Source organism: Aeromonas sp. 603607 (genome assembly GCF_049171595.1).
Classification (GTDB): Bacteria; Pseudomonadota; Gammaproteobacteria; order Enterobacterales; family Aeromonadaceae; genus Aeromonas; species Aeromonas veronii.
The window spans coordinates 12,357-32,370 of record NZ_JAAKOV010000002.1 but is presented as its reverse complement, the minus strand read 5'-3'; the positions used below and the strand labels follow the sequence as shown (position 1 = coordinate 32,370).

General features: G+C 61.3%; 17 protein-coding genes. 7 read left to right on the top strand and 10 right to left on the bottom strand.

The window, feature by feature from the left end; all coding sequences use genetic code 11:
* The first annotated feature begins 5 nt into the window (after positions 1-5).
* Together zipA and ligA are read left to right on the top strand one after the other, a co-directional pair.
* Entirely contained in the window at positions 6-1,175 is a 1,170-nt protein-coding gene (gene zipA / locus G5315_RS03150) for a cell division protein ZipA (RefSeq protein ID WP_421332410.1), read from the top strand.
* A 99-nt stretch (positions 1,176-1,274) separates the two neighbouring features.
* Positions 1,275-3,287, top strand: a complete 2,013-nt coding sequence (gene ligA, locus G5315_RS03145) for an NAD-dependent DNA ligase LigA (protein WP_421332408.1) — start codon at positions 1,275-1,277, stop codon at positions 3,285-3,287.
* 188 nt (positions 3,288-3,475) lie between these two features.
* On the opposite strand, the gene ygjK is transcribed toward ligA, so the two are convergent.
* From ygjK to G5315_RS03125, 4 genes are all read right to left on the bottom strand, one after another.
* Positions 3,476-5,956, bottom strand: a complete 2,481-nt coding sequence (gene ygjK, locus G5315_RS03140; protein ID WP_421332407.1) for an alpha-glucosidase — start codon at positions 5,954-5,956, stop codon at positions 3,476-3,478.
* Positions 5,957-6,151: 195 nt separating this feature from the next.
* Positions 6,152-6,952 (bottom strand): helix-turn-helix transcriptional regulator, encoded by an 801-nt coding sequence (locus G5315_RS03135; RefSeq protein ID WP_421332406.1) that lies wholly within the window; start codon positions 6,950-6,952, stop codon positions 6,152-6,154.
* 11 nt (positions 6,953-6,963) lie between these two features.
* Positions 6,964-7,500 (bottom strand): YbhB/YbcL family Raf kinase inhibitor-like protein, encoded by a 537-nt coding sequence (locus G5315_RS03130; RefSeq protein WP_058059194.1) that lies wholly within the window; start codon positions 7,498-7,500, stop codon positions 6,964-6,966.
* 196 nt (positions 7,501-7,696) lie between these two features.
* Positions 7,697-8,953, bottom strand: coding sequence for an adenylosuccinate synthetase (locus G5315_RS03125; RefSeq protein ID WP_005347796.1), 1,257 nt, complete (start codon positions 8,951-8,953; stop codon positions 7,697-7,699).
* Between the two features lie 170 nt (positions 8,954-9,123).
* Between G5315_RS03125 and G5315_RS03120 the strand changes: the two genes are divergently transcribed.
* Positions 9,124-10,038: a LysR family transcriptional regulator gene (locus tag G5315_RS03120; RefSeq protein WP_042658174.1), complete on the top strand. Its 915-nt coding sequence runs from the start codon at positions 9,124-9,126 to the stop codon at positions 10,036-10,038.
* 124 nt (positions 10,039-10,162) lie between these two features.
* Here G5315_RS03120 and G5315_RS03115 read toward each other — a convergent pair whose 3' ends face one another.
* The gene (locus G5315_RS03115) at positions 10,163-11,599 is read right to left on the bottom strand and encodes a TAXI family TRAP transporter solute-binding subunit (protein WP_421332403.1); all 1,437 of its coding nucleotides are present in this window, start codon (positions 11,597-11,599) and stop codon (positions 10,163-10,165) included.
* Positions 11,600-11,680: 81 nt separating this feature from the next.
* Complete coding sequence (locus G5315_RS03110; protein ID WP_421332402.1) at positions 11,681-12,826, bottom strand: MalY/PatB family protein; 1,146 nt, start codon at positions 12,824-12,826, stop codon at positions 11,681-11,683.
* Between the two features lie 182 nt (positions 12,827-13,008).
* Between G5315_RS03110 and G5315_RS03105 the strand changes: the two genes are divergently transcribed.
* Complete coding sequence (locus G5315_RS03105) at positions 13,009-14,181, top strand: MFS transporter (protein ID WP_103250803.1); 1,173 nt, start codon at positions 13,009-13,011, stop codon at positions 14,179-14,181.
* Between the two features lie 15 nt (positions 14,182-14,196).
* On the opposite strand, the gene G5315_RS03100 is transcribed toward G5315_RS03105, so the two are convergent.
* On the bottom strand, positions 14,197-15,111 hold the full coding sequence (locus G5315_RS03100) for a LysR family transcriptional regulator (protein WP_113739735.1): 915 nt from the start codon (positions 15,109-15,111) through the stop codon (positions 14,197-14,199).
* Between the two features lie 132 nt (positions 15,112-15,243).
* A complete protein-coding gene (locus tag G5315_RS03095; RefSeq protein WP_005334909.1) occupies positions 15,244-15,999 on the bottom strand; it encodes a YciK family oxidoreductase in 756 nt (251 codons plus the stop codon).
* 222 nt (positions 16,000-16,221) lie between these two features.
* Between G5315_RS03095 and sohB the strand changes: the two genes are divergently transcribed.
* Together sohB and G5315_RS03085 are read left to right on the top strand one after the other, a co-directional pair.
* Entirely contained in the window at positions 16,222-17,229 is a 1,008-nt protein-coding gene (gene sohB, locus G5315_RS03090; RefSeq protein WP_005334907.1) for a protease SohB, read from the top strand.
* 200 nt (positions 17,230-17,429) lie between these two features.
* A complete protein-coding gene (locus G5315_RS03085) occupies positions 17,430-18,653 on the top strand; it encodes an MFS transporter (protein WP_421332400.1) in 1,224 nt (407 codons plus the stop codon).
* A 36-nt stretch (positions 18,654-18,689) separates the two neighbouring features.
* On the opposite strand, the gene G5315_RS03080 is transcribed toward G5315_RS03085, so the two are convergent.
* Entirely contained in the window at positions 18,690-19,043 is a 354-nt protein-coding gene (locus G5315_RS03080) for a DsrE/DsrF/TusD sulfur relay family protein (RefSeq protein ID WP_421312808.1), read from the bottom strand.
* A gap of 158 nt (positions 19,044-19,201) precedes the next feature.
* Between G5315_RS03080 and G5315_RS03075 the strand changes: the two genes are divergently transcribed.
* The gene (locus tag G5315_RS03075) at positions 19,202-19,597 is read left to right on the top strand and encodes a DUF1090 domain-containing protein (protein WP_421208760.1); all 396 of its coding nucleotides are present in this window, start codon (positions 19,202-19,204) and stop codon (positions 19,595-19,597) included.
* A gap of 168 nt (positions 19,598-19,765) precedes the next feature.
* On the opposite strand, the gene G5315_RS03070 is transcribed toward G5315_RS03075, so the two are convergent.
* Positions 19,766-20,014, bottom strand: a complete 249-nt coding sequence (locus G5315_RS03070) for a YfhL family 4Fe-4S dicluster ferredoxin (protein ID WP_005334896.1) — start codon at positions 20,012-20,014, stop codon at positions 19,766-19,768.

Genomic DNA, 20,014 nt, shown 5'->3' with positions numbered 1-20,014 from the left:
AGCTAATGCAGGAATTGCGTTACATCTTGGTTGCCCTGGGCGGTATTGCTATTGCGGCATTGCTCATTCACGGGTTGTGGAGCAACAAAAAGAATCGTCAGGCACCGATCAAAGAGAAACCGATTGGACGGATGGACTCCAAGTCGCGGGATCGTGATAACGACGCCTTCGACAGCGATGGCATCGGCCAGGTACGCGTGGTCAGTGGTGGCCGTCGTGCCGAGCCCAAGCTGCGTAGTGAAGAGAGCCGCCAGCCGGAACTCGGTCGTCGCCCTGCCGTCCCCGCCTTTGATGATGAAGATGACGAGGACGAGCTGCCGCCGCCCGTAGTGCGCAAGCCTGCTGCCCGCCCGGTTCCGCCGCCTCCTGTCTATGAAGAGGAGGAAGCGTTCGACGAACCGCTGCCCGAGGAGATCGACGAGGCGCCCGCCGCGCCGGTGCGCAAACCTGCTCAGGTCAATCGTCGTACCCCGGTCTACCGTTCCCGTCCCCAGCGCGAGCCCATGATGCAGTCGCTGGATGACGAGCCGCTGGTCGAGCCCGCTTACGCGACCGCCCCGACTTTTGGTGCCCGTGCAGAGACAGTCCGTACCGCTGACACCGTTCGTGCCGAACCGGTGCGTGCTCCCGAGCCGGAATATCAGCCGCAGCCCCGTCATGTGGCTCCCGAGCCTGTTTATGAAGAGCCAGCCTATGTGGCGCCTGCACCTGTGGTGGAAGAGCCGCGCATGGCGCCCCAGCCGGTCGAGAAGATCTGGCAGGATGTCTATGTCATCAACCTGATGGGCCGTCCGGGTCACGACTTGCAAGGTGCGACCCTGCTCTCATCCCTGATGGCGCTGGGCTTCAAGTTTGGCGAGATGGATATTTTCCACCGTCACGAAGATCCCAACGGCAAGGGTGAAGTGCTCTTCTCCATGATCAACATGGTCAAGCCGGGTACCTTCAATCCCTATCGGATGGAGCAGTTCACCACGCCGGGTGTCTCCCTGTTCATGCAACTGCCCCTGCGCAGCAATGCCGCGTTTGCCTTCGAGGACATGCTGCAGGCAGCCGATCAGCTGGCCAGCGATCTCGATGCCATGCTGACAGATATGGATCGCAGCCCGCTGAGCGACGAGACTATTGCCCGTTACCGTCACGAGCTGGCTGCCTACGAGGCCAGCCGCGACTAATACACCATGCGGGTCGAGTGAAGAAAAAGTGCGGTACCCTGGTACCGCATTTTTGTTTCTACCCCGGCCGTATGTTCAATCACACTTCGAGACTTTTTCATGAGCGACACCCTCTCCCGCCACCGTCAATTGTGTGAACTGCTTACCGAATATGGTCACCAGTACTATGTGCTGGATAACCCCACAGTGCCGGATGCCGAATACGATCGCCTGATGCGCGAACTGATTGCGCTGGAGGCCGAGCATCCCGAGCTGAAAACACCGGCGTCACCCAGCGTGCGGGTCGGCGGTCAGCCGCTGACGGCCTTCAAACAGGTGCGCCACGAGATCCCCATGCTGAGTCTGGACAACGTCTTTAGCAGCGAAGAGCTGCAGGCGTTCGAACAACGGATGAGCGATCGCCTCAAGCGTGACGTGCGTTTCACCTTCTGCTGCGAGCCCAAGCTCGATGGTCTGGCGGTGAGCCTGCTCTATGTAAATGGTCAGCTGGTGCAGGCGGCCACCCGGGGCGATGGCGCCACCGGTGAGGAGATCACCGAGAACGTGCGCACCATCAAGGCCATTCCGCTCGCGCTGCGTGGCACTGGCTGGCCAGAGCGGCTGGAGGTGCGTGGCGAAGTCTTTATGCCCAAGGCCGGTTTCGAGGCGATGAACGCCAAGGCGCTGGCAGCGGGCGAGAAGGTGTTCGTCAACCCGCGCAACGCCGCCGCCGGCAGCCTGCGTCAACTCGATTCACGTATCACTGCCAGCCGTCCCTTGAGCTTTTACGCTTACGGTGTCGGTGTTGGCGGCGAGCTGCTCGGTGACTCTCACTTTGGTCGCCTCAATCAGCTCAAGGAGTGGGGGCTGCCGCTTAGTCCCGAGGTGAAGCTCAAAGAGGGGGCCGCCGGTTGTCAGGCGTTCCACGACGACATTCTGGCCCGCCGTGGCGAGCTCCCTTACGAGATCGACGGCGTGGTCTACAAGGTGGATGCCATCGCTCTGCAAGAGGAGCTGGGCTTTGTGGCCCGCGCGCCGCGCTGGGCGACCGCCCACAAGTTCCCGGCGCAGGAAGAGATGACAGAGCTTGAGAACGTCGAGTTTCAGGTCGGCCGCACCGGCGCCGTGACCCCGGTGGCCAAGCTTAAACCGGTGTTTGTCGGCGGCGTGACCGTCTCCAACGCCACCTTGCACAACGCCGACGAGATCGAGCGCCTTGGCGTGATGATTGGCGATACGGTGATCGTGCGCCGGGCAGGGGATGTGATCCCGCAGATCGTCGCCGTGGTGGAGGCGCAGCGCCCAAGCGACGCCCGCGCGATCCTCTTCCCGACCGAGTGTCCGGTGTGTGGTTCGGCAGTAGAGCGGCTGGAAGGAGAGGCAGTTGCCCGCTGCTCCGGTGGCCTGTTCTGCGAGGCGCAGCGCAAGGAGGCGATCAAGCACTTCGCCGCCCGTCGCGCCATGGATGTGGATGGCCTTGGCGACAAGATTGTCGAGCAGCTGGTAGACAAGGGGCTGGTGAAGACTCCCGCCGATCTGTTTAGCCTCAACGCCATCCAGCTGGCCGGTCTTGAGCGGATGGGGCAAAAATCGGCCCTCAATCTGGTAGCCGCCATCGATGCTGCGCGCAGTACCACCCTGCCGCGCTTCCTGTTTGCTCTGGGGATCCGCGAAGTGGGGGAGGCGACTGCGCTCAACCTTGCCAACCACTTCTTCACCCTGGATGCCCTGCGCGCTGCATCGGTGGAGCAACTGCTCGAAGTGGCCGACGTGGGCGAGGTGGTGGCCAAGCATGTCTACTACTTCCTGCGTCAGCCCCACAACGTGGAGGTGCTGGAAGCCTTGCTGGCTGCCGGCATCCACTGGCCGGCTATCGAGAAGAAAGAGGCCGCGGAGCAACCCTTTGCCGGCAAGACCTTCGTGCTGACCGGGACCCTGACCACCTTGTCGCGCAACGACGCCAAGGCGGCATTGCAGGAGCTGGGGGCCAAGGTGGCGGGTTCGGTATCTGCCAAGACCGATGTGCTGGTCGCGGGGGAAGCGGCCGGTTCCAAGCTGACCAAGGCGCAGGAGCTCGGCATTACCATCTGGACTGAAGAGGAGCTGCAACAGGCGTTGCAAGGCCAGAGCTGAGTTCGTCTCTCTGATAAAAAAACAACCCGGCATTCGTGCCGGGTTGTTTTTTATTCCCCCGCTATCACCATTTTTTGCGGGGGAGCAGCAAGCACCTGAGCAATATTTCCCGAGCGCTCAGTTTGCTCAATCAGTATGGCAACACTCTACAAGGCCACCTGATGCATCAAGCCATCCTCTCTCGAGGCTTATTCCTGTGGCTTGAGGAAGTTGCGATAGAGCATGTAGAGGTGGGCCGAGCTCCAGCTGAAGTTGCTGGCTCCCTGCATGGTGCCGGTCTCCGGATTGTAGTTTTCGCGGATGGGGCCGCTGCCCGCCAAGCCCTCGGCGTTGTTGAACAGCTTGTTGACCAGAGCCTCGGCATCGCTGCGATAGCCGTAGTTCTCCAGCCCCTTCACCCCGAAGTAGAACTGATCGAGCCATACCCGGCCTCGCCAGTAGATATTGGGGTCGTAGGCCGGGTTGGTCAGCGCGGCGGTGCCCAGCGGGATCCTGGTGTTGAACTCCTGGGCGTTGAGCATCACCTCGCGCACCCGCGCCGCTTTCTCCTTGTCGGCGACCTCAGCCCAGAGCGGGCTCCACCCTTCCGGGCCACGGCCGCGGGCGGTCAGCAATTTGCCGACGCAGCCGTTGCCGTCAGCAACATCCCCCTGAGCAATCTGGCGATCGTAATAGAAGCCTGATGCCTCATCGAACATGCAGCTGTTGATGTAACCAGCCAGCTGGGTCGCGCCATCGCGGTAGCGGCTCGCGTCGTCCGGCTTGTCAAGCAGGTCGGCCATGTCTGCCAGAATGCGTTTCTCCTTGGCCAGGAAGGCGTTGAGCTCCACCGACTCCTGATCGATGGAGAAGCCGATCAAATCGCCATTGTCCTGATGGTTTTCAAAGAAGGCGACGTTCCAGTCCTGACGTGCCTTGGCCAAATCTCCGCCATAAGTCTTGTCGGCATAGCGTTGCAGCTGGCCCGGTTCGATAAAGCCGAAGCGGGCGGCGTTGTCCATGCCGGACTCCCAACCGGCGCCGTGCTGGGCACCGATATCCATGTCGCTGTAACCGCCCACGTTCAACACCTGTTGATAGAGCGGCATACCGGCGCAGGCATACCAGCCATCCCCCTCACTGGTACAGCTGGAGAGATCCAGCCCGGCGGGAATACCGTTGGAGTACTGCACCTTGAAGGTGATATTGCCGTACTCGTCGTTGTGCTCCACATGCTTGGTGGCGCCATATTCGATGATGCCGTTGTGGTTGTTGTCCCGCGCACGGTACCACCAGTCGTGGTAGGCCTGCAGCTTGGGATACATCTCGGCGATAAAGGCCTTGTCCTTGGTGGCGCTGTAGATTTCCCAGATGGCCCAGGCGGAGAGGGGCGGCTTGGTATCGCGCTCGTTCCAGTTGCCGCCATCGCCACCGCGATCCGCCAGCTTGTTGTAGAAGACGGCATCGATCACCATGCCCGCATCCTGCGGTCGCACCGGATCATCCGGCTGCACCTGATAGTCATACATGGCGCGCACGTTGTTCTTGGCCACCTCAGGGTTGAAGTGCGCCATGGCATAGGCGTGCTTCCAGCTGTCCCAGGCCCAGACGCCGTCGAACCAGCGGGCGGTATTGGAGGGGGTTACCCCGTCGTGGAGGATGGCGCCAGCCGGGGAGCGCCAGTTGCCATTGAGGGTCTCCATCGCCTTGACGGCGATGCGACGCTCCGACTCGGGGATCCCCTGATTGGAGAGACCCTTGGCAAGGTAGCCCTCCCAGCGGCGGATGGAGTCGGCAAAATAGCTGGCCGGGTCAGCCAGCAGGGCCTGACGGCTCTGTTGATGGCGGCTGGCGTCATCTGCGGAGTGGAGATAGCTCTGCAGGGTGTAGATATCCTGGCTCCCCTTGGCGGCCAGGGTAATGCTGGCGTCACTTTGGTAGCCCAGTGTCTTCTGGTCGAGGGTGGTGCGGCTTGGCAGGGTGCGGTCGATGCGATAGCGGGCGCTGCCGCTCTGCATGATGTTCCAAGTGCTGCGCAGTTTGCCGAACTGGAATTCGATTCCTTTGTCGCTCTCGCTGATGGTGCGAGTCCAGCCTGGATATTTGCTGGCAATCGTATCCTTGGCATCCCATTGATTGAGCAACTCGCCCTGCCAGTTGAGGTTGAGGGTGAGCGGTGCATCGGTCTGATTGATGAGTCGGGTGCGGATAAGAGCTGTGCGGGCATCGCCATAACGCAGCTCCAGCTCCAGCGTAAAGGGCTCGAACTCGAAGTGTTGCACCAGTGCACCGGGAATGGCGTACACCTCCTGCTTGCGGGCGCTGGTGAGCGGGAACGGGCGCCCGCTCGCATCGCTCAGGGTGAGCTTGTCCAGCTCGCTGGCAAAGAAGAGGCTGTACTCCTCCGAGATGACCATGGGGCCGGTAAAGCCCCCCCACTCCTTGTCGTTGGCAGGCAGCAGGAAACCGTGCCAGGCCCCCAGATCGAGCAGCGGGTTGTATTTGAGGTTGGAGTAGCTGTCAAAGTCGCGGAATTGGGTCGGTGTTCCCCGACGGTCGATCACGTCCTTGTACTGGATGGCCTGCTCCGGTTTGGCGACTGTGCTGCTCTCTGTCTGGTTATCGTTGCAGGCGGTCAGTCCGAACAGGGCGGTGCCGAGGGCTACCGAGAGTAAAGTTTTACGAAACATTGCTCGCTCCAATTCCGTTTATGTAGGTTAAAAGGAAGATTTTTTACGCTTGTTTTTAGTGAAAAGGTGTTCGGTAGCCATTGTACGGCAGGGAAAAAGGGAGCGTTGGCGCGAGATCACACTCTGAAGAGGCGGCAATGTGAGCGGGATCACCGGGTTACATCAGGTTACATAGAATGGTCTTTAAGTAATATTTTACTTTTCGTTGCTCGCCAATCTGGCAGGACAGGTGTGCAGGTATTGGTGGGGCGTCAGGCCGAACTCCTGTTTGAAGCGGGCGGCAAAGCGGCTGGGGGAGTCATAACCGCAGGCGAGGGCGACCTCCAGCGGGGTCAGGCCCTGTTGCAACAGATTGAGGGCGTGGCTCATGCGTACCTGAGCCAGCAACTGGCGAAAGCTGCGACCTTCGGCGGCCAGCTTGCGCACCATGGAGGCGCGGCTCATGGAGAAGTGGGGGGCCACCGCCTCCAGGGTGTGGTCGATGCCGGGTTCCACCGCCAGGTATCGGGCCAGCCGCTCTGCGAGGGTCATGGTGCTGGCGGGAAAGAGCAACCCGAGGGCGTTGGCAGCCCGCAGCTCGGCATAGAAGCTGCGCAGCAGCTCGGCTTGGGTTGCTTCGCTCAGTCCCCGTTCGGCCATGGTGCTGATGAGCTCAAAGCAGAAGGCGAGCCCGGGGGTGACCTTGACGGCGGGTTCCTCCAGATCGGCGTGGGAAGGGGCTGACTCGGCCAGCCACTCCTGCGGTGGTGGAGTCAGCAGTGTGATGGCGTGGGAGCGAAATTTGCCCTGCTCCGGCTGATTGACGAAGGTGAGCTGGTGGCCTGCCGAGATCAGCAGCCACCGCTCCCTGTCAAACGACAGACGCCGCTCGCGCCACCATAGTTGCTTGCTCCCCTGGGTGACCCAGATGAGGGTTGGGGCATAGATGAGCACCCGATGCAGGGGCTGCTGGCGGATCCCGAGATAGTGGCTCTGTTGCAGCAGGGGAGTGCTCATCCGGTTGGCTCCTAGGGGGTGACGAAGGTGGCGGTCAGGGTGGCTTTGCCGAGCGCCATGCTATTGAGCATGTAGCCTACCATAGCGGGCGGGGTATCAGCCTTCACCTCGAGATCATGGGGCAGGGCCCAGGCGGTGAACTGATAGCGGTGCATGCCGTGACCAGCGGGCGGGCAGGGGCCGCCGTAACCCTGGCTGCCAAAGTCGGTGCGGATCTCCAATCCCTGCTTGAGCTTGCCGGAGGCATTGCTGGCCAGCTCGCTCTGGGTGGCAGGCAGGTTAACCAACAACCAGTGCCACCAACCGCTGCCGGTAGGGGCATCGGGGTCATAGGCGGTGATGGCAACACTCTTGGTGCCTGCCGGCAGATCCTGCCAGCTAAGTTGGGGCGAGTGGTTGTCGCCGCTGCAGCCAAAGCCGTTGAAGCTGAACTGTTTGTCCATCAACTGGCCTTCGTGAATGTCCGTGCTCTTCAGGGTCATGGCAAAGGCCGGCATGGCCGTCAGGCAGAGCAGTGGCAACAGGGCACTCTGTTTGAGCAATTTCATCGGGTGACTCCTCGTGTGGTAACGGGTTCACTTTAACGAGGGCAGGGTAGAATGTTATTGCAGAACGGCTCAATGTGAGGTCGATTGGTGAGTTAATTGAGCCTTTGAGTGGTTTTATGGCAAGAAGGTAAACGGCAGCCATAAAAAAACCGGCATCAGGGATGCCGGTTTTTTGTTTGACGATGAGAAATGCGGCTTAGCGCAGGATCATCTCGTCACGGCCCGGGCCGACGGAAACCATCGGAACCGGTACGCCGAGCAGCTCTTCGATACGCAGCACGTACTGCTGGGCAGCGCGCGGCAGCTCTTCAAAGGTGCGGCAGCCGGTGATGTCTTCGCTCCAGCTTTCCATCTGCTCGTAAACCGGCTTCAGGGCAGCGGTTTGCGGCCAAATCGGGTTCTCGGTGTGGGCACCTTCGTAGGCCACGCAGATCTTCAGATCCGGCAGACCGGTCAGGCAGTCCAGCTTGGTCAGGGCCACTTCGGTGGCGGCTTGCAGCTCGACCCCGTTCTTGGTGGCGACGGCGTCGAAGTAACCGACATCACGGGGACGGCCAGTGGTAGCGCCGAACTCATTGGTGATCTTGCGGAACTCGTCCTGGTTCTCCATGGCGGTCAGCAGGGTGCCGGTACCGACAGAGGAGCTGAATGCCTTGGCCACAGCGATGACGCGCTCCGGACGCAGACCCGGCAGACCGCCACCGATACCGGCGTAGGCGCCGGATACGTGGGAGGAGGTCACCCAGGGGTATTCGCCGTAGATCAGGTCACGGCCAGCGCCCAGCTGGGCTTCGAACAGCAGGGTCTTGCCTTCAGCCTGCAGCGCTTTGAGCGGCATGCTGACGTTGCACACGGCGTCGATCCAGGGTGCAGAGACTTCCAGCAGCCAGTCGGCCATCTCCTGGGCAGTCTGGGTGAATTCGAAGGAGGGGTAGATAGCCTTCATCTGCGGCAGTTTCCAGTCCAGCATGAACTGGATGCGCTCGACCAGCACGTCCGGCTGTTTCAGCCAGCCGACCAGGATCGCTTTCTTCATCACGCGATCGCCGTAGGCAGGAGCGATGCCCTGACGGGTGGAGCCATAGGCGCCGTCACCCAGACGTTGCTCTTCCAGGGTATCTTCGAGTGCGTGCAGCGGCAGGCAGAGGGTTGCGCGGTCAGAGATGGCCAGCTTCGGAGTCACGCCGGAGGCTTTGACTTCCTCGAGCTCGACGGTCAGTTTCTCGGGGCTGATCACCATGCCCGGGCCGAGGACAACCAGGCAATCCGGGTTGAATACGCCACTCGGAACCTGGTGCAGCTTGAAGGTGCCAAGGTCGTTGACCACGGTGTGGCCAGCGTTGTTGCCGCCCTGGAAGCGAATGCTGGCGCCAGCTTGACCTGCCAGATAATCCACGATGCGGCCTTTGCCTTCATCACCCCAGTTAGCACCTACGACTACGATAGACGACATGACTCTTTCTCCTAAGACGTTAGGCGTCCATCCTAGGAGCCTGATGCGGATTAGAAAAATTAATTATCTTTATAGTTCCGATAAGAGAACCATATAATTATGGCCAATTAAGCGGCAAACCGTCCGATTTTGCCTGGCAAGCCCCGCACATCGCGGGTTGAGGGACTCTTATGCTGGATATTCACTGGCTGCAAACCTTTGTCACCCTGGCCCGATTGCAACATTTTGGCCAGACCGCCACCGAGCTGCACATGACCCAACCTAATGTCAGCCTGCATATCAAGCGGCTGGAGCAGGCGACCCGGGTGCGGCTGATCGAGCGCAGTCCGTTTCGCCTGACGCAGGCGGGGGAGCGGCTGCTGCAAAGCGCCGAGCGCACCATTGCCGAGTTGCAGCTCTGCCAGTCCGATCTCAATGCCCTCAACCAGCTGAGTCAGGGGACGCTGGCCATCGCCGCCAGCGACATCATCTCCCGCCTGCTGCTGATCCAGCCGTTCCAGCGCTTCAAGCGGGAGTTCCCCGGCATCGACCTTACCCTGTTCAACACCACTTCGGATCAGGCCGCCGAGCTGGTCAAGGCGGGCAAGGCGGATCTGGGCTTCGTGATGGCGCAAAAGCGCAGCGAGCCGCTCTTCTACACCGAGCTGCAACAGGTGACCTGGTGCGCGCTGGGGCACGGCCTTGCCCGCTGGCAGGCGCGGGCGGTGGCGGGGGAGAGCGACCCCCTCGACGAGCCGACCCTGATCCTGCTCGGTCACGACACCCGCACCCGGGCGCTGATCGACCCGTCCCTGCCGCTGCTGGCCTTGCCCCCCTGTCGCATCATGGAGGTGGGCAGCGTGGACGCCCAGCTCGATTGGGCCGAGGCTGGCTTTGGTGTCGCCATCGTGCCGGACTTCTCTCTGCATCCGCGCCTCAACCTCACCGCGCCGGTCACCAGCCTCGGCGACTTTCCCGGTACCAGTCTGGGCTACGTGGTGCGCCAGAATCAGGTGTTGTCGCGGGCCATCAAGCAGTTGCTGCACTGGGTGGAGGAGGAGATCCAGAAGCCCAATCCCTATCTGACCCGGGTGATAGAGCCGTAGCGGGGCGGCAAGGTGAGCAGGCCTATCGGGGAGACTGTGCCGCTCTCAATTGCGTCACTATCGAACGCGCGTAAACAATCAGGGCAGCCTCGGCTGCCCTGATGCATTTGTGGGAGCTGACCATTCAGGGTTGCAGCGGTGTGGCTGCGCTGGTGGCAGGGGAGGGAAGTATATCGGTTTTATCCTGCGGTGGGGTTTCGCCACTCACCGCGCTGCTGGCCGGCTCGGCTGCCTGCTCTTGCGGCGCAGTTGCCGCCGAGGCGCTCTGTGGCAACTGAGTCGACACGGCAGCCGATGGTGATGGAACCGTTGACACTGCAGAAGAGGCCGAAGGGGCCCCGCTCTCACCCTCGGAGGCTGGCGCAGTGAGCTCGGAGGTGACCTCGAGCGCCTCTTCGGGCAAGGGATTAACCTCTGTGGCTTCTGTGGCTTCTGTGGCCACTGTGGCACTGCTGGTGGTGGTCGCGTCAGAGGGCGCTTCAAGGGGCGCAGTTGTCCCGTTGGCGGCACTCACCTGCTCTGCCGTTGGTGCCGCCTCCGAGGCCGATGGCGCTGGTGTTAACGGCTCCGGCGTCAGCTGTTCCGCGGTTAACTGCTCGGGGGTCAGTGACAAGGGAGCTGGCGGTTGATCCGACATCCCAGCATGGAGGGGCAGCTCGGTTTGCGCCTGCAACTGCTCGGGGGTCACCTTGCTCAGGGCAGGATGCAGCCGACTGAACTGTTTGACTCGGGCCAGCAGGGTATCGCGCACGGTACGGACGATGGGGTCCGGCAGGCTGGCCAGCGCCACCAGTTCGGCACTCATCCCGATGTTGTTGATGGCGGTGGTCTGCCCCGGATAGAGGTTGGCGGCGATGCGGCTGCGCTGGTAGTAGGGGTGTTGCTTGAGCAGCCTGTCGATCTGCTCCCCTTCGATGGGGATGAGGCGCACCTTGCAGCGGCTGATCAGATCGCCGACCGCCAGACTGGGGTGACCGGCCACCACAAACGCGGCATCCAGCGAGCCATCGCACAGCCCTTCCAGCGGTTCGCTGTCCGACTTGAGTTGATAGGCAGCAAACTGCCCGGGTTGCCATCCCATGGCCGCCATCAGGGCCTGGCTGGTGATCTGCTCACCGGCGCCCTTGTTGCCCGGATAAACCCGCTTCCCTTCGATATCTGCCAGGGTGGTGATGCCGCTATTGGGGGCAGCCAGCAGGATCAGCGACTCCTGATAGAGGCGAAACAGGCTGCGCAGCTCATTGTTGGCCCCCTGCCCGCTGAAGGGGCCGGTGCCGTGCAGGGCGTGGTGCAACACATCGGACTGCACCAGCGCCAGCTGTACGTCCCCTTTGTCGAGTGCCTTGAGGTTGGCCATCGAGCCACGGGTGCTCTGCACGGTGCAGCTGTCCCCATGCAGGGCATGGCCGGCATTGAGCACCCGGCAGATGGCGCCACCGGTCGGGTAGTAGACCCCGTTGAGCGGGCCCGTTCCGATAGTCAGCGCCTGGCTGCCAAAGGGGAGCAGCGCAGAGAGTGCACAGAGGGGGAGCAGAAGGTGATGCAAGATCCGTAGAGACATAATTGACCGTTGACTGAGTTGACCGCTGGCTGATGACACAGGGTAAAAGGGATGGGGCTTGCCCATCCCGTTGCTGGCTGATCAGGGCTTGTTGTGGTTGAGGATTGCCCGCTCCATCCGCGCCAGCGCGTCGGTCAGCCGTGCCCTGGTGCAGCCGAAGTTGAGCCGCACGAACTGACCGTCGCCAAACTGGGCGCCGGGGGAGAGACCAACCCCTGCCTGCTCGAAGAAGGCGATGGGATCGGCAAGGCCAAGGGCGCTCACATCGATCCAGGCCAGATACGTCGCCTGATGACTGGCCAGCTTGACGCCGGGCCAGCGGGCAACCGCTTGCTGGATCAGGGCCAGATTGGCTGTCAGATAGTCGAGTTGCTCGGTCAGCCACTGTTCGCCACCCTCATAGGCCGCTTCGGCGGCGACAAAACCCAGCAGGTTGACGTCGGCGCTGATGCCGCGCATCGCCTGTTGCAGCCTGAAGCGCAGACGGGCGTTGGGGATAATGGCGAAGGAGCAGCAGAGACCGGCGATATTGAAGGTCTTGCTCGGGGCCATCATCACCGCGCAGCGCTCGGCCGCTTGCGCACTGATGGCGCCGTAGGGAATGTGGCGGGCGTTTTTATCCAGCAGCAGATCGCAGTGGATTTCATCGGAGCAGATCACCAGATTGTGGCGCGCAGCGATGGCATCGATGGCCAGCAGCTCGTCACGGGTGAAGATGGTGCCGCCCGGGTTGTGAGGGTTGCAGAGCAGCAGCAGATCTGCGGCGGGAGCCTGACGCTCCAGCTCTTCAAGATCCAGAACCCAGCGACCGGCTTCTTCAATCATCGGCACGGTGAGCAGGGGACGATCATTGAAGCCCGGTGCCTGCAGGAAGGGGTAGTAGACCGGCTTGGGGGTGATGATACCGCGGCCATGCTGGCTCCACGCCTTGCAGGCGAGGTTAAGCCCCGGCACCACGCCGGGCAGGAACACCAGCCATTCGGGCTCGATGGTCCAGCCATAGCGGGTCGCCATCCGTTCGATAATGAGTTCGATCAGGCGCGGCGAGGGGCGTGAATAGCCGAAAATGCCGTGGGCGACCCGTTTGGTCAACGCCTCAATCACGGACGGGGGGGAGACAAAGTCGGTATCGGCAACCCACATGGGCAGCACATCCTGACCCTTGTACTTGTCCCATTTCAGGCTCATGGTGCCACTGCGGTCTACTTCCTGATCAAAATCAAACATGCGAACTCCTTGTGCTGGCAGGATGGGCTTTCACTCTACGGGGTCGCGGCCTCCCTCGCAAGGCGCACACCTGCTTATGCCATCCTTGAGCCCGCTCTTGATAGTGACATAAGATAGGCGCCGAATTTTCATACGGCTGCCGCCCGTTAGCCCGTATCGTCCTTCCAATCAGTGGTAACCCTATGAGCTTGTCGATAGCGGCGGTCAAACGCCCGGACCCCGTCTCTCTTTCATTTCTTGCCGTGACCTTTATGACCGGCGTCGCGGTGGCACTGCAGGTGCCTACCTTAAGTCTGTTTCTGGCCGAAGAGGTGCAGGTGCGCCCCTTTCTGGTCGGGCTCTTCTACACCATCAACGCTGTGGTGGGCATTCTGGTCAGCCAGTGGCTGGGCCACCGCTCCGATAACAAGGGGGATCGCAAGCGATTGATCCTGCGCTGCTGCTTTGCCGGGGTGGCGCTCTCCTTGCTGTTTGCCTGGAACCGCAACTACTGGCTGTTGGCGAGTCTGGGGGTGATGCTGGCGGCGCTGGCGGCCACTGCCAGCCCCCAGCTGTTTGCGCTGGCGCGGGAGTACTCCGACAGCCGCAACCGGCGGGCGGACATGTTCAGCTCGGTGATGCGCGCCCAGTTTTCGCTGGCCTGGGTCATAGGCCCGCCCATCGCCTTTGCGCTGGCCATCGGCTACGGTTTTGAGCTGATGTACCTGGCCTCGGCACTGGCCTATCTGCTCTGTGCCCTGGTGGTGTGGCGCTGGCTCCCCTCTCTGCCACTGCCCAAGCTGGCTGAAGAGACAGAGCGGGTCAGCAGCTGGCGGGATCCGGCGGTGCGGGCGCTCTTTATCGCCTCCACTCTGATGTGGACCTGCAACAGCATGTACCTCATCAATATGCCGCTCTACATCACTCGCGAGCTCGGGATGGATGAGAAGCTTGCCGGTATCCTGATGGGCACGGCAGCGGCGCTGGAGATCCCCTTCATGCTGCTGGCGGGTTATTACACGGCGCGCTTTGGCAAGCGCCCCATGATGTTGCTGGCGGTGCTGGCTGGCGCGGCCTTTTACACAGGTCTGGTGACCCTCACCGACCAATACGCCCTGATCGCCTTACAGCTGTTCAACGCCATCTTCATCGGTATCGTGGCGGGGATCGGCATGTCTTACTTTCAGGATCTGATGCCGGGGCGAGCCGGGGTGGCGACTACCCTGTTTGCCAACAGCATCCGCACCGGCTCCATCATGGCAGGGGCCATCGCCGGTGTGGTGGCGGAGGTGTGGAGTTTCCACGGGGTCTTTATGGTTGCGCTGGGATTGGCACTGGTGGCACTGGCCGCCAGCTGGCGGGTGCCCAACGTCTGACGGGGGATCTGGCTGTTATTTGTCGTGCTGGGGCTGGGCGTGCGGGAGCTGCGCTGATTCGCCCTGATATTCGTTGCGCAGGCAGCGCAGCAGCAGCTCGGTCGCGGGGCCGAGGGATTCGGGGGAGAGGGTCAGCAGGTAGGTGTAGAGGTGGCGCTCGTTGCCGCTCTCCAGATCCAGCTGTATGAGTGAACCTTCCGCCAACTCCCGCTCAACCAGATGGCGCGGCAGCCAGGCATAGCCGAGGCCAAGGCGCAGCATGGCGAGCACTTCGTGGTAGTGGGTTGCCTTCCAGCCGGTGTCATCCGCATCGTTCCAGTCCACCGAGCGGTGAATGGGGGGATGAAGGCTGATCTGGTTGTGGCTGGTCAGCACGTCGCTGCGGATGGGCCCCTCCTCTTGCGCCAGCGGATGGCTGGCGGCGCAGAGGGGCAGCAGGCACACCTCGTCCAGCAACAGGCCGGTGCGATCGCCGGGCAGGTGCTCGGAGAGCATCAGATCCCCCGGTTGCAGGGCGTTGAAGTGGCAGTGAATGCGTTCGTGCAGGTTGACCCGGCAACCCCGGCTGCGGGGATAGAAGCTGGCCAAGGCCCGATAGAGGCGATCCCTTGGTTGCAGCGCCGAGACATAGAGGTTGATCTGCGGCTCCCACTGCCGCTCCAGGTTGTTGGCCAGATTCTCCAGCTCTTCCACCTGCTGGCTCAACTGACGGGCCCGCTTGAGGAAGATCTCGCCCGCTGGGGTCAGCACCGCCTTGCGGCCGCGCACCTCCAGCAAGGGCACCCCCAGACTCTGCTGCAACTTTGCAACCGCATGATTGAGGGAGGACTGGCTCTTGTTCAGCGCCTCGGCCGCCTGGGCGTAGCCGCCGCAGTCGACCACCGCCTGAAAGATCCGCCATTGCTCAAACGTGCTCTTGGGACGAAACATAGTTCAACCTGATTGGAGATAGGATGGTCAGTGGTTCGAACAGGGAGCCTGTGCCCCCTATTCAATTTAACCCCTGCCGCACAACACTCTGGGTATTTTATTGATTTATTTGGGCTGGGCCACGCAACTTGTTTATTTTGGCTGAGCCACAAAGGTCTGGCCGGTTTTGCCGCGGCTGTCCGACCCCATCAGGTAGAGGTAGAGCGGCATCAGGTCGGCCGGAGTCTTGAGGTTCATGGGATCTTCCGCCGGGAAGGCGCTGGCGCGCATCTTGGTACGGGTACCGCCCGGATTGAGGGTATTGACCCGCACACCGGTGTTCTCAAGCTCGTCGGCCAGCACTTCCATCATCCCCTCGATGGCAAATTTGGAGATGGCATAGGTGCCCCAGTAGGCGCGCCCCTTGCGTCCCACGCTGGAGGAGGTGTAGACGATGGAGGCATCGCCCTGCGCCTTGGCAGTCTGGCGTAAGAGCGGCAGCAGCGCCTGGGTCAGCAGGAATTCCGATTTGACGTTGACCTGCATCACCTCGTCCCACTCCTTCTCCTGAATATGTTCAAACGGAGAGAGGGTGCCAAGCAGACCAGCATTGAACAGCACGCCGTCGAGGCGGCCAAACTGCTGGGCGAAGGTTTCTGCCATGCCGCGGTAGTGGGCGGCGGTGGCCCCTTTCAGATCCACCGGCACGATGGCGGGCAGCGGATAACCGGCCGCTTCAATCTGGTCATACACGGCTTCGAGTTTGGCGCTGGTGCGGCCGAGCAGGATCACGGTGGCACCGTGAGCGGCGTAGGTGAGGGCGGCTTCGCGGCCGATCCCGTCGCCGGCACCTGTGACCAGAATGACTTTATCCTTGAGCAGATCGCGGGGCGCCTGATAATCGAGCATGACAACTCCTGTTAACAAATTCCGGCCATAAGTGCATGGCAATCGGCGCCAAGTGTACTGATCCGCGCGCCTGTTTGACCAGCCAGCGGCAAGAAAAATGTGAAGAAAATAGAGAGGTTGTGATGCTCGGGTTGGTTTTTCCTGGCACTGGCTGCGATTTTTTGCGCGCCTCCATCAAACTCCCTAGAATGTGACGAAAACCGATCCATTCTGGAGTCCATCGTGACATTTCTGACCGAATATGGCCTGTTTTTGGCCAAGACAGTGACCTTCCTGCTGGCCATCGGCGCCATCATCCTGATGATTGTGAGCACTCGCCAGCCGAAAGCGCGCAAGGGGGAGCTGGTGGTGACCGATCTCTCGAGCGAGCTGGAGCAGGGGCAATTTGCCCTCAAGAGCGCGCTCGTAAGCAAGGCCGAGCGCAAGGTGCTGGAAAAGCAGCAGAAAGAGGAGCAGAAAAAGCGCGCCAAGGCGGGTGATGAGCGCAGTCGCCTGTTCGTGCTCGATTTCAACGGTAGCATGGATGCCAAAGAGGTGGCCTCCCTGCGCGAGGAGGTGAGCGCGGTGATTGGCGTCGCCCAGCCCGGCGACGAGGTGCTGCTGCGACTCGAATCCGGTGGCGGCGTGGTGCATGGCTACGGCTTGGCCGCTTCCCAGTTGCAGCGACTGCGCGATCGTGACATCAAGCTCACCGTGGCTATCGACAAGGTGGCGGCGAGCGGTGGCTACATGATGGCCTGTGTGGCAGACAAGATCCTGGCTGCCCCCTTTGCCATCGTCGGCTCCATCGGGGTGATCGCCCAGATGCCGAACTTCAACAAGTTGTTGAAAAAGCACGATATCGAATTCGAGATGCACACTGCCGGTCAGTACAAGCGCACTATCACCATGTTCGGCGAGAACGACGATCTGGGGCGCGAGAAGTTTCGCGAGGAGCTGGCGGCGATCCACGAGCGCTTCAAGGCCTTTGTGGCCGAACACCGCCCGCAACTCGATATCGATCAGGTCACGACCGGCGAGCACTGGCTGGCAAGTCAGGCCAAGGGGCTGGGATTGGTGGATACCCTCTGCACCAGTGATGACTATCTGCTGGCGCAGGCCAGCCACCACAAGGTGATCGGCATCAGCTATCGCAAGCCTAAAAGTCTGACCCAGAAGCTGGGACAGCAGGGTGCTCAGGCGCTGGAAGCCGGACTGGGGCGTCTGTGGCAGCAGAGCCCCTGGCGCTAAGCCTGGCCCTCTGGCGTTAGCCAGAGGGAAATCCCGCGATAAAAAGGCCAGCCGATGCCCATCGGCTGGCCTTTTTGCATCCGGTTGCACCTTGCGGGTGAGCAAAGGTTGTTTCTATTGAGGCCCTCTGTTACAACTGAACGCTTTCCCCGTTTATGACAGGATCTTGTGGTAAGAGCTGCGGGGCATGGAGCATAGCGATGTCATGGAGCACCTTCAGGCAATTTACCCCGCTGGTCTGGATCGTCATTCTGGGCACCTTCATGGTGCGCACCAGCTACTACATGGTGTGGCCCTTCCTCTCCATTCTGCTCTATCGGGAGTATGACCTTTCGGCCACCTTCATCGGCCTGTTGCTGGGTGGCTCGATGGCCCTCTCTACCCTGGTCAGTTTCTACGGCGGCTGGCTCTCTGATCGCTTCGGGCGGCGCAGCATACTGCTGGCCGGTTGTCTGGTGGCGATGATCTGTTTCGCCCTGCTCGGTTTCTCCCATGCGGTGTTCTGGCTCGGGGTCGGGGTGATGGGCAGCGGTCTCTCGTCGGGGCTCATCGATGCCCCCGGCAAGGCGCTGATGGCCGACAGTCTGGCCTCGGCCAAAGCGCGGGAGCTGGCACTGCACCTGCGCTATTTTCTGCTCAACCTGGGAGCCGCGTTGGGGCCGCTGCTCGGGGTGACCCTCGGGATCAACGCCCAGCAGGAGACCTTCCTGTTTCTGGTGGTGAGCTATTTGCTGCTGGCGCTGGCCTTTGGCTGGGGATTTCGCCGGGCTGGCAGCACAGGCAAGCCGGGTGCTGCTGGCCCCGGACTGCGGGATGCCATCAAGGTGTTGCTGGCGGATCGCACCTTCCTGCTGCTGGTGATGGCCAATCTCCTGATGGTGCTGGTCTACTCCCAGTTTCACTCGCCGCTGGTGCAATACCTGACCCGGGCTGGTATGCCGCAGGTGGCCGAGCTGGTTGCCCTGCTGGTGGCGACCAATGCCCTGACCGTGGTGCTGCTACAGTTTCCGCTGCTGCGGTTGTTGTCACGCTGGCCGGTGCGGGTACGGCTTCATATCGGTATGGCGCTCTTTCTGGCGGCCCAGCTGCTCTTCGCGTTGGGGGACCCAATGGTGCGCAGCCACTGGTTTGGCGCCGTGCTGTTGCTCAGCATCGGCGAGACCATTCTCTTTCCCCTGCTCAACGTGCTGATCGACCAGATGGCCCCCACCCACCTCAAGGGAAGCTATTTTGGCGCCAGCGCACTGGCCGGGTTGGGAGGGGCCGCAGGTGCCTTGCTGGGAGGCTGGATCCTCGAGCAGTGGAGCGGGCAGTTGCTCTATGTGCTGATGGCGCTGCTTTGTGTGGCGATTTTTGCGCTTTATGAAGCTGGCTCCCGACATCATGGTCGGCGAAGTGCCCGGCAGGAGTCGGTGATAGGCTAACCGGGCTGACTTCGCCGCTGGCCAGCCCCTTATGGTTCAGAAGGTCAGCACCTTGTCGGCAGCCAGGGTCCATTGGGCCAGCATCGGCAGGGTGCCGACTTCAATGCCCTCGATCAGCGGCAGGGCGGTGATGCCACGGGTATCGGTGCAGGTCTTGCACAGGCGAATGGTGACGCCCTGGGCCAGCAGGATCTCCAGCATCTGGCGCAGGTTGTATCCCTCGGCCGGTGCCTGACCGGCCAGCGCCGCACTCACCGCATCGGACATCAGGAACAGCTTCAGGCTGGCACCGCCCTGTTCGTTGAGGGCGATAGCGAGACGCAGGGCGTTGAACAGGGATTCGCTGCCATAGGGGGCACCGTTGGCAATGACCACAATTTGTTGATTCATAACAGACTCCCGATTGAAAAGAGCGCTATTGTAGAACCAACAGGGTGGCAATTGCGTGATGTTGCACAACTTCTGTCGCACCTTTTTCCCGCTTGCTTGACCCTGCTGCCGATCAAGGTTTTTATGGTCAGCTCGCAAACAAGACCGGATTAATCGAGATGTGGAAAGTATTGGGAGCCGGCTTGCTGCTGTTGGCGGGTCAGGCCTTTGGCAGTGAGGCGGTCGGTTGCAAGGCCCGTCTGCAGGCCGTCAACGACCAGCTGGTGTTTGCCAAAGCACACAATAACGCCGGGCAGATTGCCGGGCTGGAACAGGCCGCACGCAATATCAAGGCCAATTGTACCGATGAAGGTCTGCTCAAGGAGCAGAAAGAGCGGGTTAACAAGCTGCGTGGCAAGGTGGACGAGCGTCTGCTCGAGCTGCAGGAGGCGAGAGTCAGTGGCAAGCCGGACAAGATTGCCGACAAGCAGAGCAAATTGGAGCAGGCACAGACCGACTTGCTGACGGCGCAGCGGGAGCTGGATGAATTGCACCGGTTGGTAAACAAAAAATAGCCATCATGGAGATGAGGGCTGGATCAAAAAAGGCCGGGATTTCCCGGCCTTGTTGCATTTACTGTCAGTGCATCTGTACAAACTTCTTCATCAGCAGCGCTGCGGTTTCATCATATGGACGGGCTCCCGGAGGATGCAGCCTGTGAGTTGTTGATGCAGATACCGAGGTTACTGCCGATGCATCCGCACAAACTTTTCCATCAGCTGATCTTCGGTCTCCACATGAGCGGGATCCCAGATGATGCAGTCGATAGGGCAGACACTGATACAGGTCGGCTTCTCATAGTGACCGACGCACTCGGTGCAGCGACTGGGGTCGATCTCGTAAATCTCCTCACCCAGGCTGATGGCCTGGTTCGGACACTCGGGATCACACATGTCACAGTTGATGCACTTGTCGGTGATGAGCAGTGCCAT

Bases quoted from the DNA above. Each gene is read 5' to 3' on its own strand.
- G5315_RS03105 (WP_103250803.1), top strand. From the start codon at position 13,009: ATGAGCTTGTCGATAGCGGCGGTCAAACGCCCGGACCCCGTCTCTCTT.
- G5315_RS03100 (WP_113739735.1), bottom strand. From the start codon at position 15,111: ATGTTTCGTCCCAAGAGCACGTTTGAGCAATGGCGGATCTTTCAGGCG.
- ligA (WP_421332408.1), top strand. From the start codon at position 1,275: ATGAGCGACACCCTCTCCCGCCACCGTCAATTGTGTGAACTGCTTACC.
- G5315_RS03120 (WP_042658174.1), top strand. From the start codon at position 9,124: ATGCTGGATATTCACTGGCTGCAAACCTTTGTCACCCTGGCCCGATTG.
- G5315_RS03110 (WP_421332402.1), bottom strand. From the start codon at position 12,826: ATGTTTGATTTTGATCAGGAAGTAGACCGCAGTGGCACCATGAGCCTG.
- G5315_RS03135 (WP_421332406.1), bottom strand. From the start codon at position 6,952: ATGAGCACTCCCCTGCTGCAACAGAGCCACTATCTCGGGATCCGCCAG.
- G5315_RS03080 (WP_421312808.1), bottom strand. From the start codon at position 19,043: ATGAATCAACAAATTGTGGTCATTGCCAACGGTGCCCCCTATGGCAGC.
- G5315_RS03095 (WP_005334909.1), bottom strand. From the start codon at position 15,999: ATGCTCGATTATCAGGCGCCCCGCGATCTGCTCAAGGATAAAGTCATT.
- G5315_RS03075 (WP_421208760.1), top strand. From the start codon at position 19,202: ATGTGGAAAGTATTGGGAGCCGGCTTGCTGCTGTTGGCGGGTCAGGCC.
- G5315_RS03125 (WP_005347796.1), bottom strand. From the start codon at position 8,953: ATGTCGTCTATCGTAGTCGTAGGTGCTAACTGGGGTGATGAAGGCAAA.
- G5315_RS03070 (WP_005334896.1), bottom strand. From the start codon at position 20,014: ATGGCACTGCTCATCACCGACAAGTGCATCAACTGTGACATGTGTGAT.
- G5315_RS03115 (WP_421332403.1), bottom strand. From the start codon at position 11,599: ATGTCTCTACGGATCTTGCATCACCTTCTGCTCCCCCTCTGTGCACTC.
- G5315_RS03130 (WP_058059194.1), bottom strand. From the start codon at position 7,500: ATGAAATTGCTCAAACAGAGTGCCCTGTTGCCACTGCTCTGCCTGACG.
- G5315_RS03085 (WP_421332400.1), top strand. From the start codon at position 17,430: ATGTCATGGAGCACCTTCAGGCAATTTACCCCGCTGGTCTGGATCGTC.
- ygjK (WP_421332407.1), bottom strand. From the start codon at position 5,956: ATGTTTCGTAAAACTTTACTCTCGGTAGCCCTCGGCACCGCCCTGTTC.
- zipA (WP_421332410.1), top strand. From the start codon at position 6: ATGCAGGAATTGCGTTACATCTTGGTTGCCCTGGGCGGTATTGCTATT.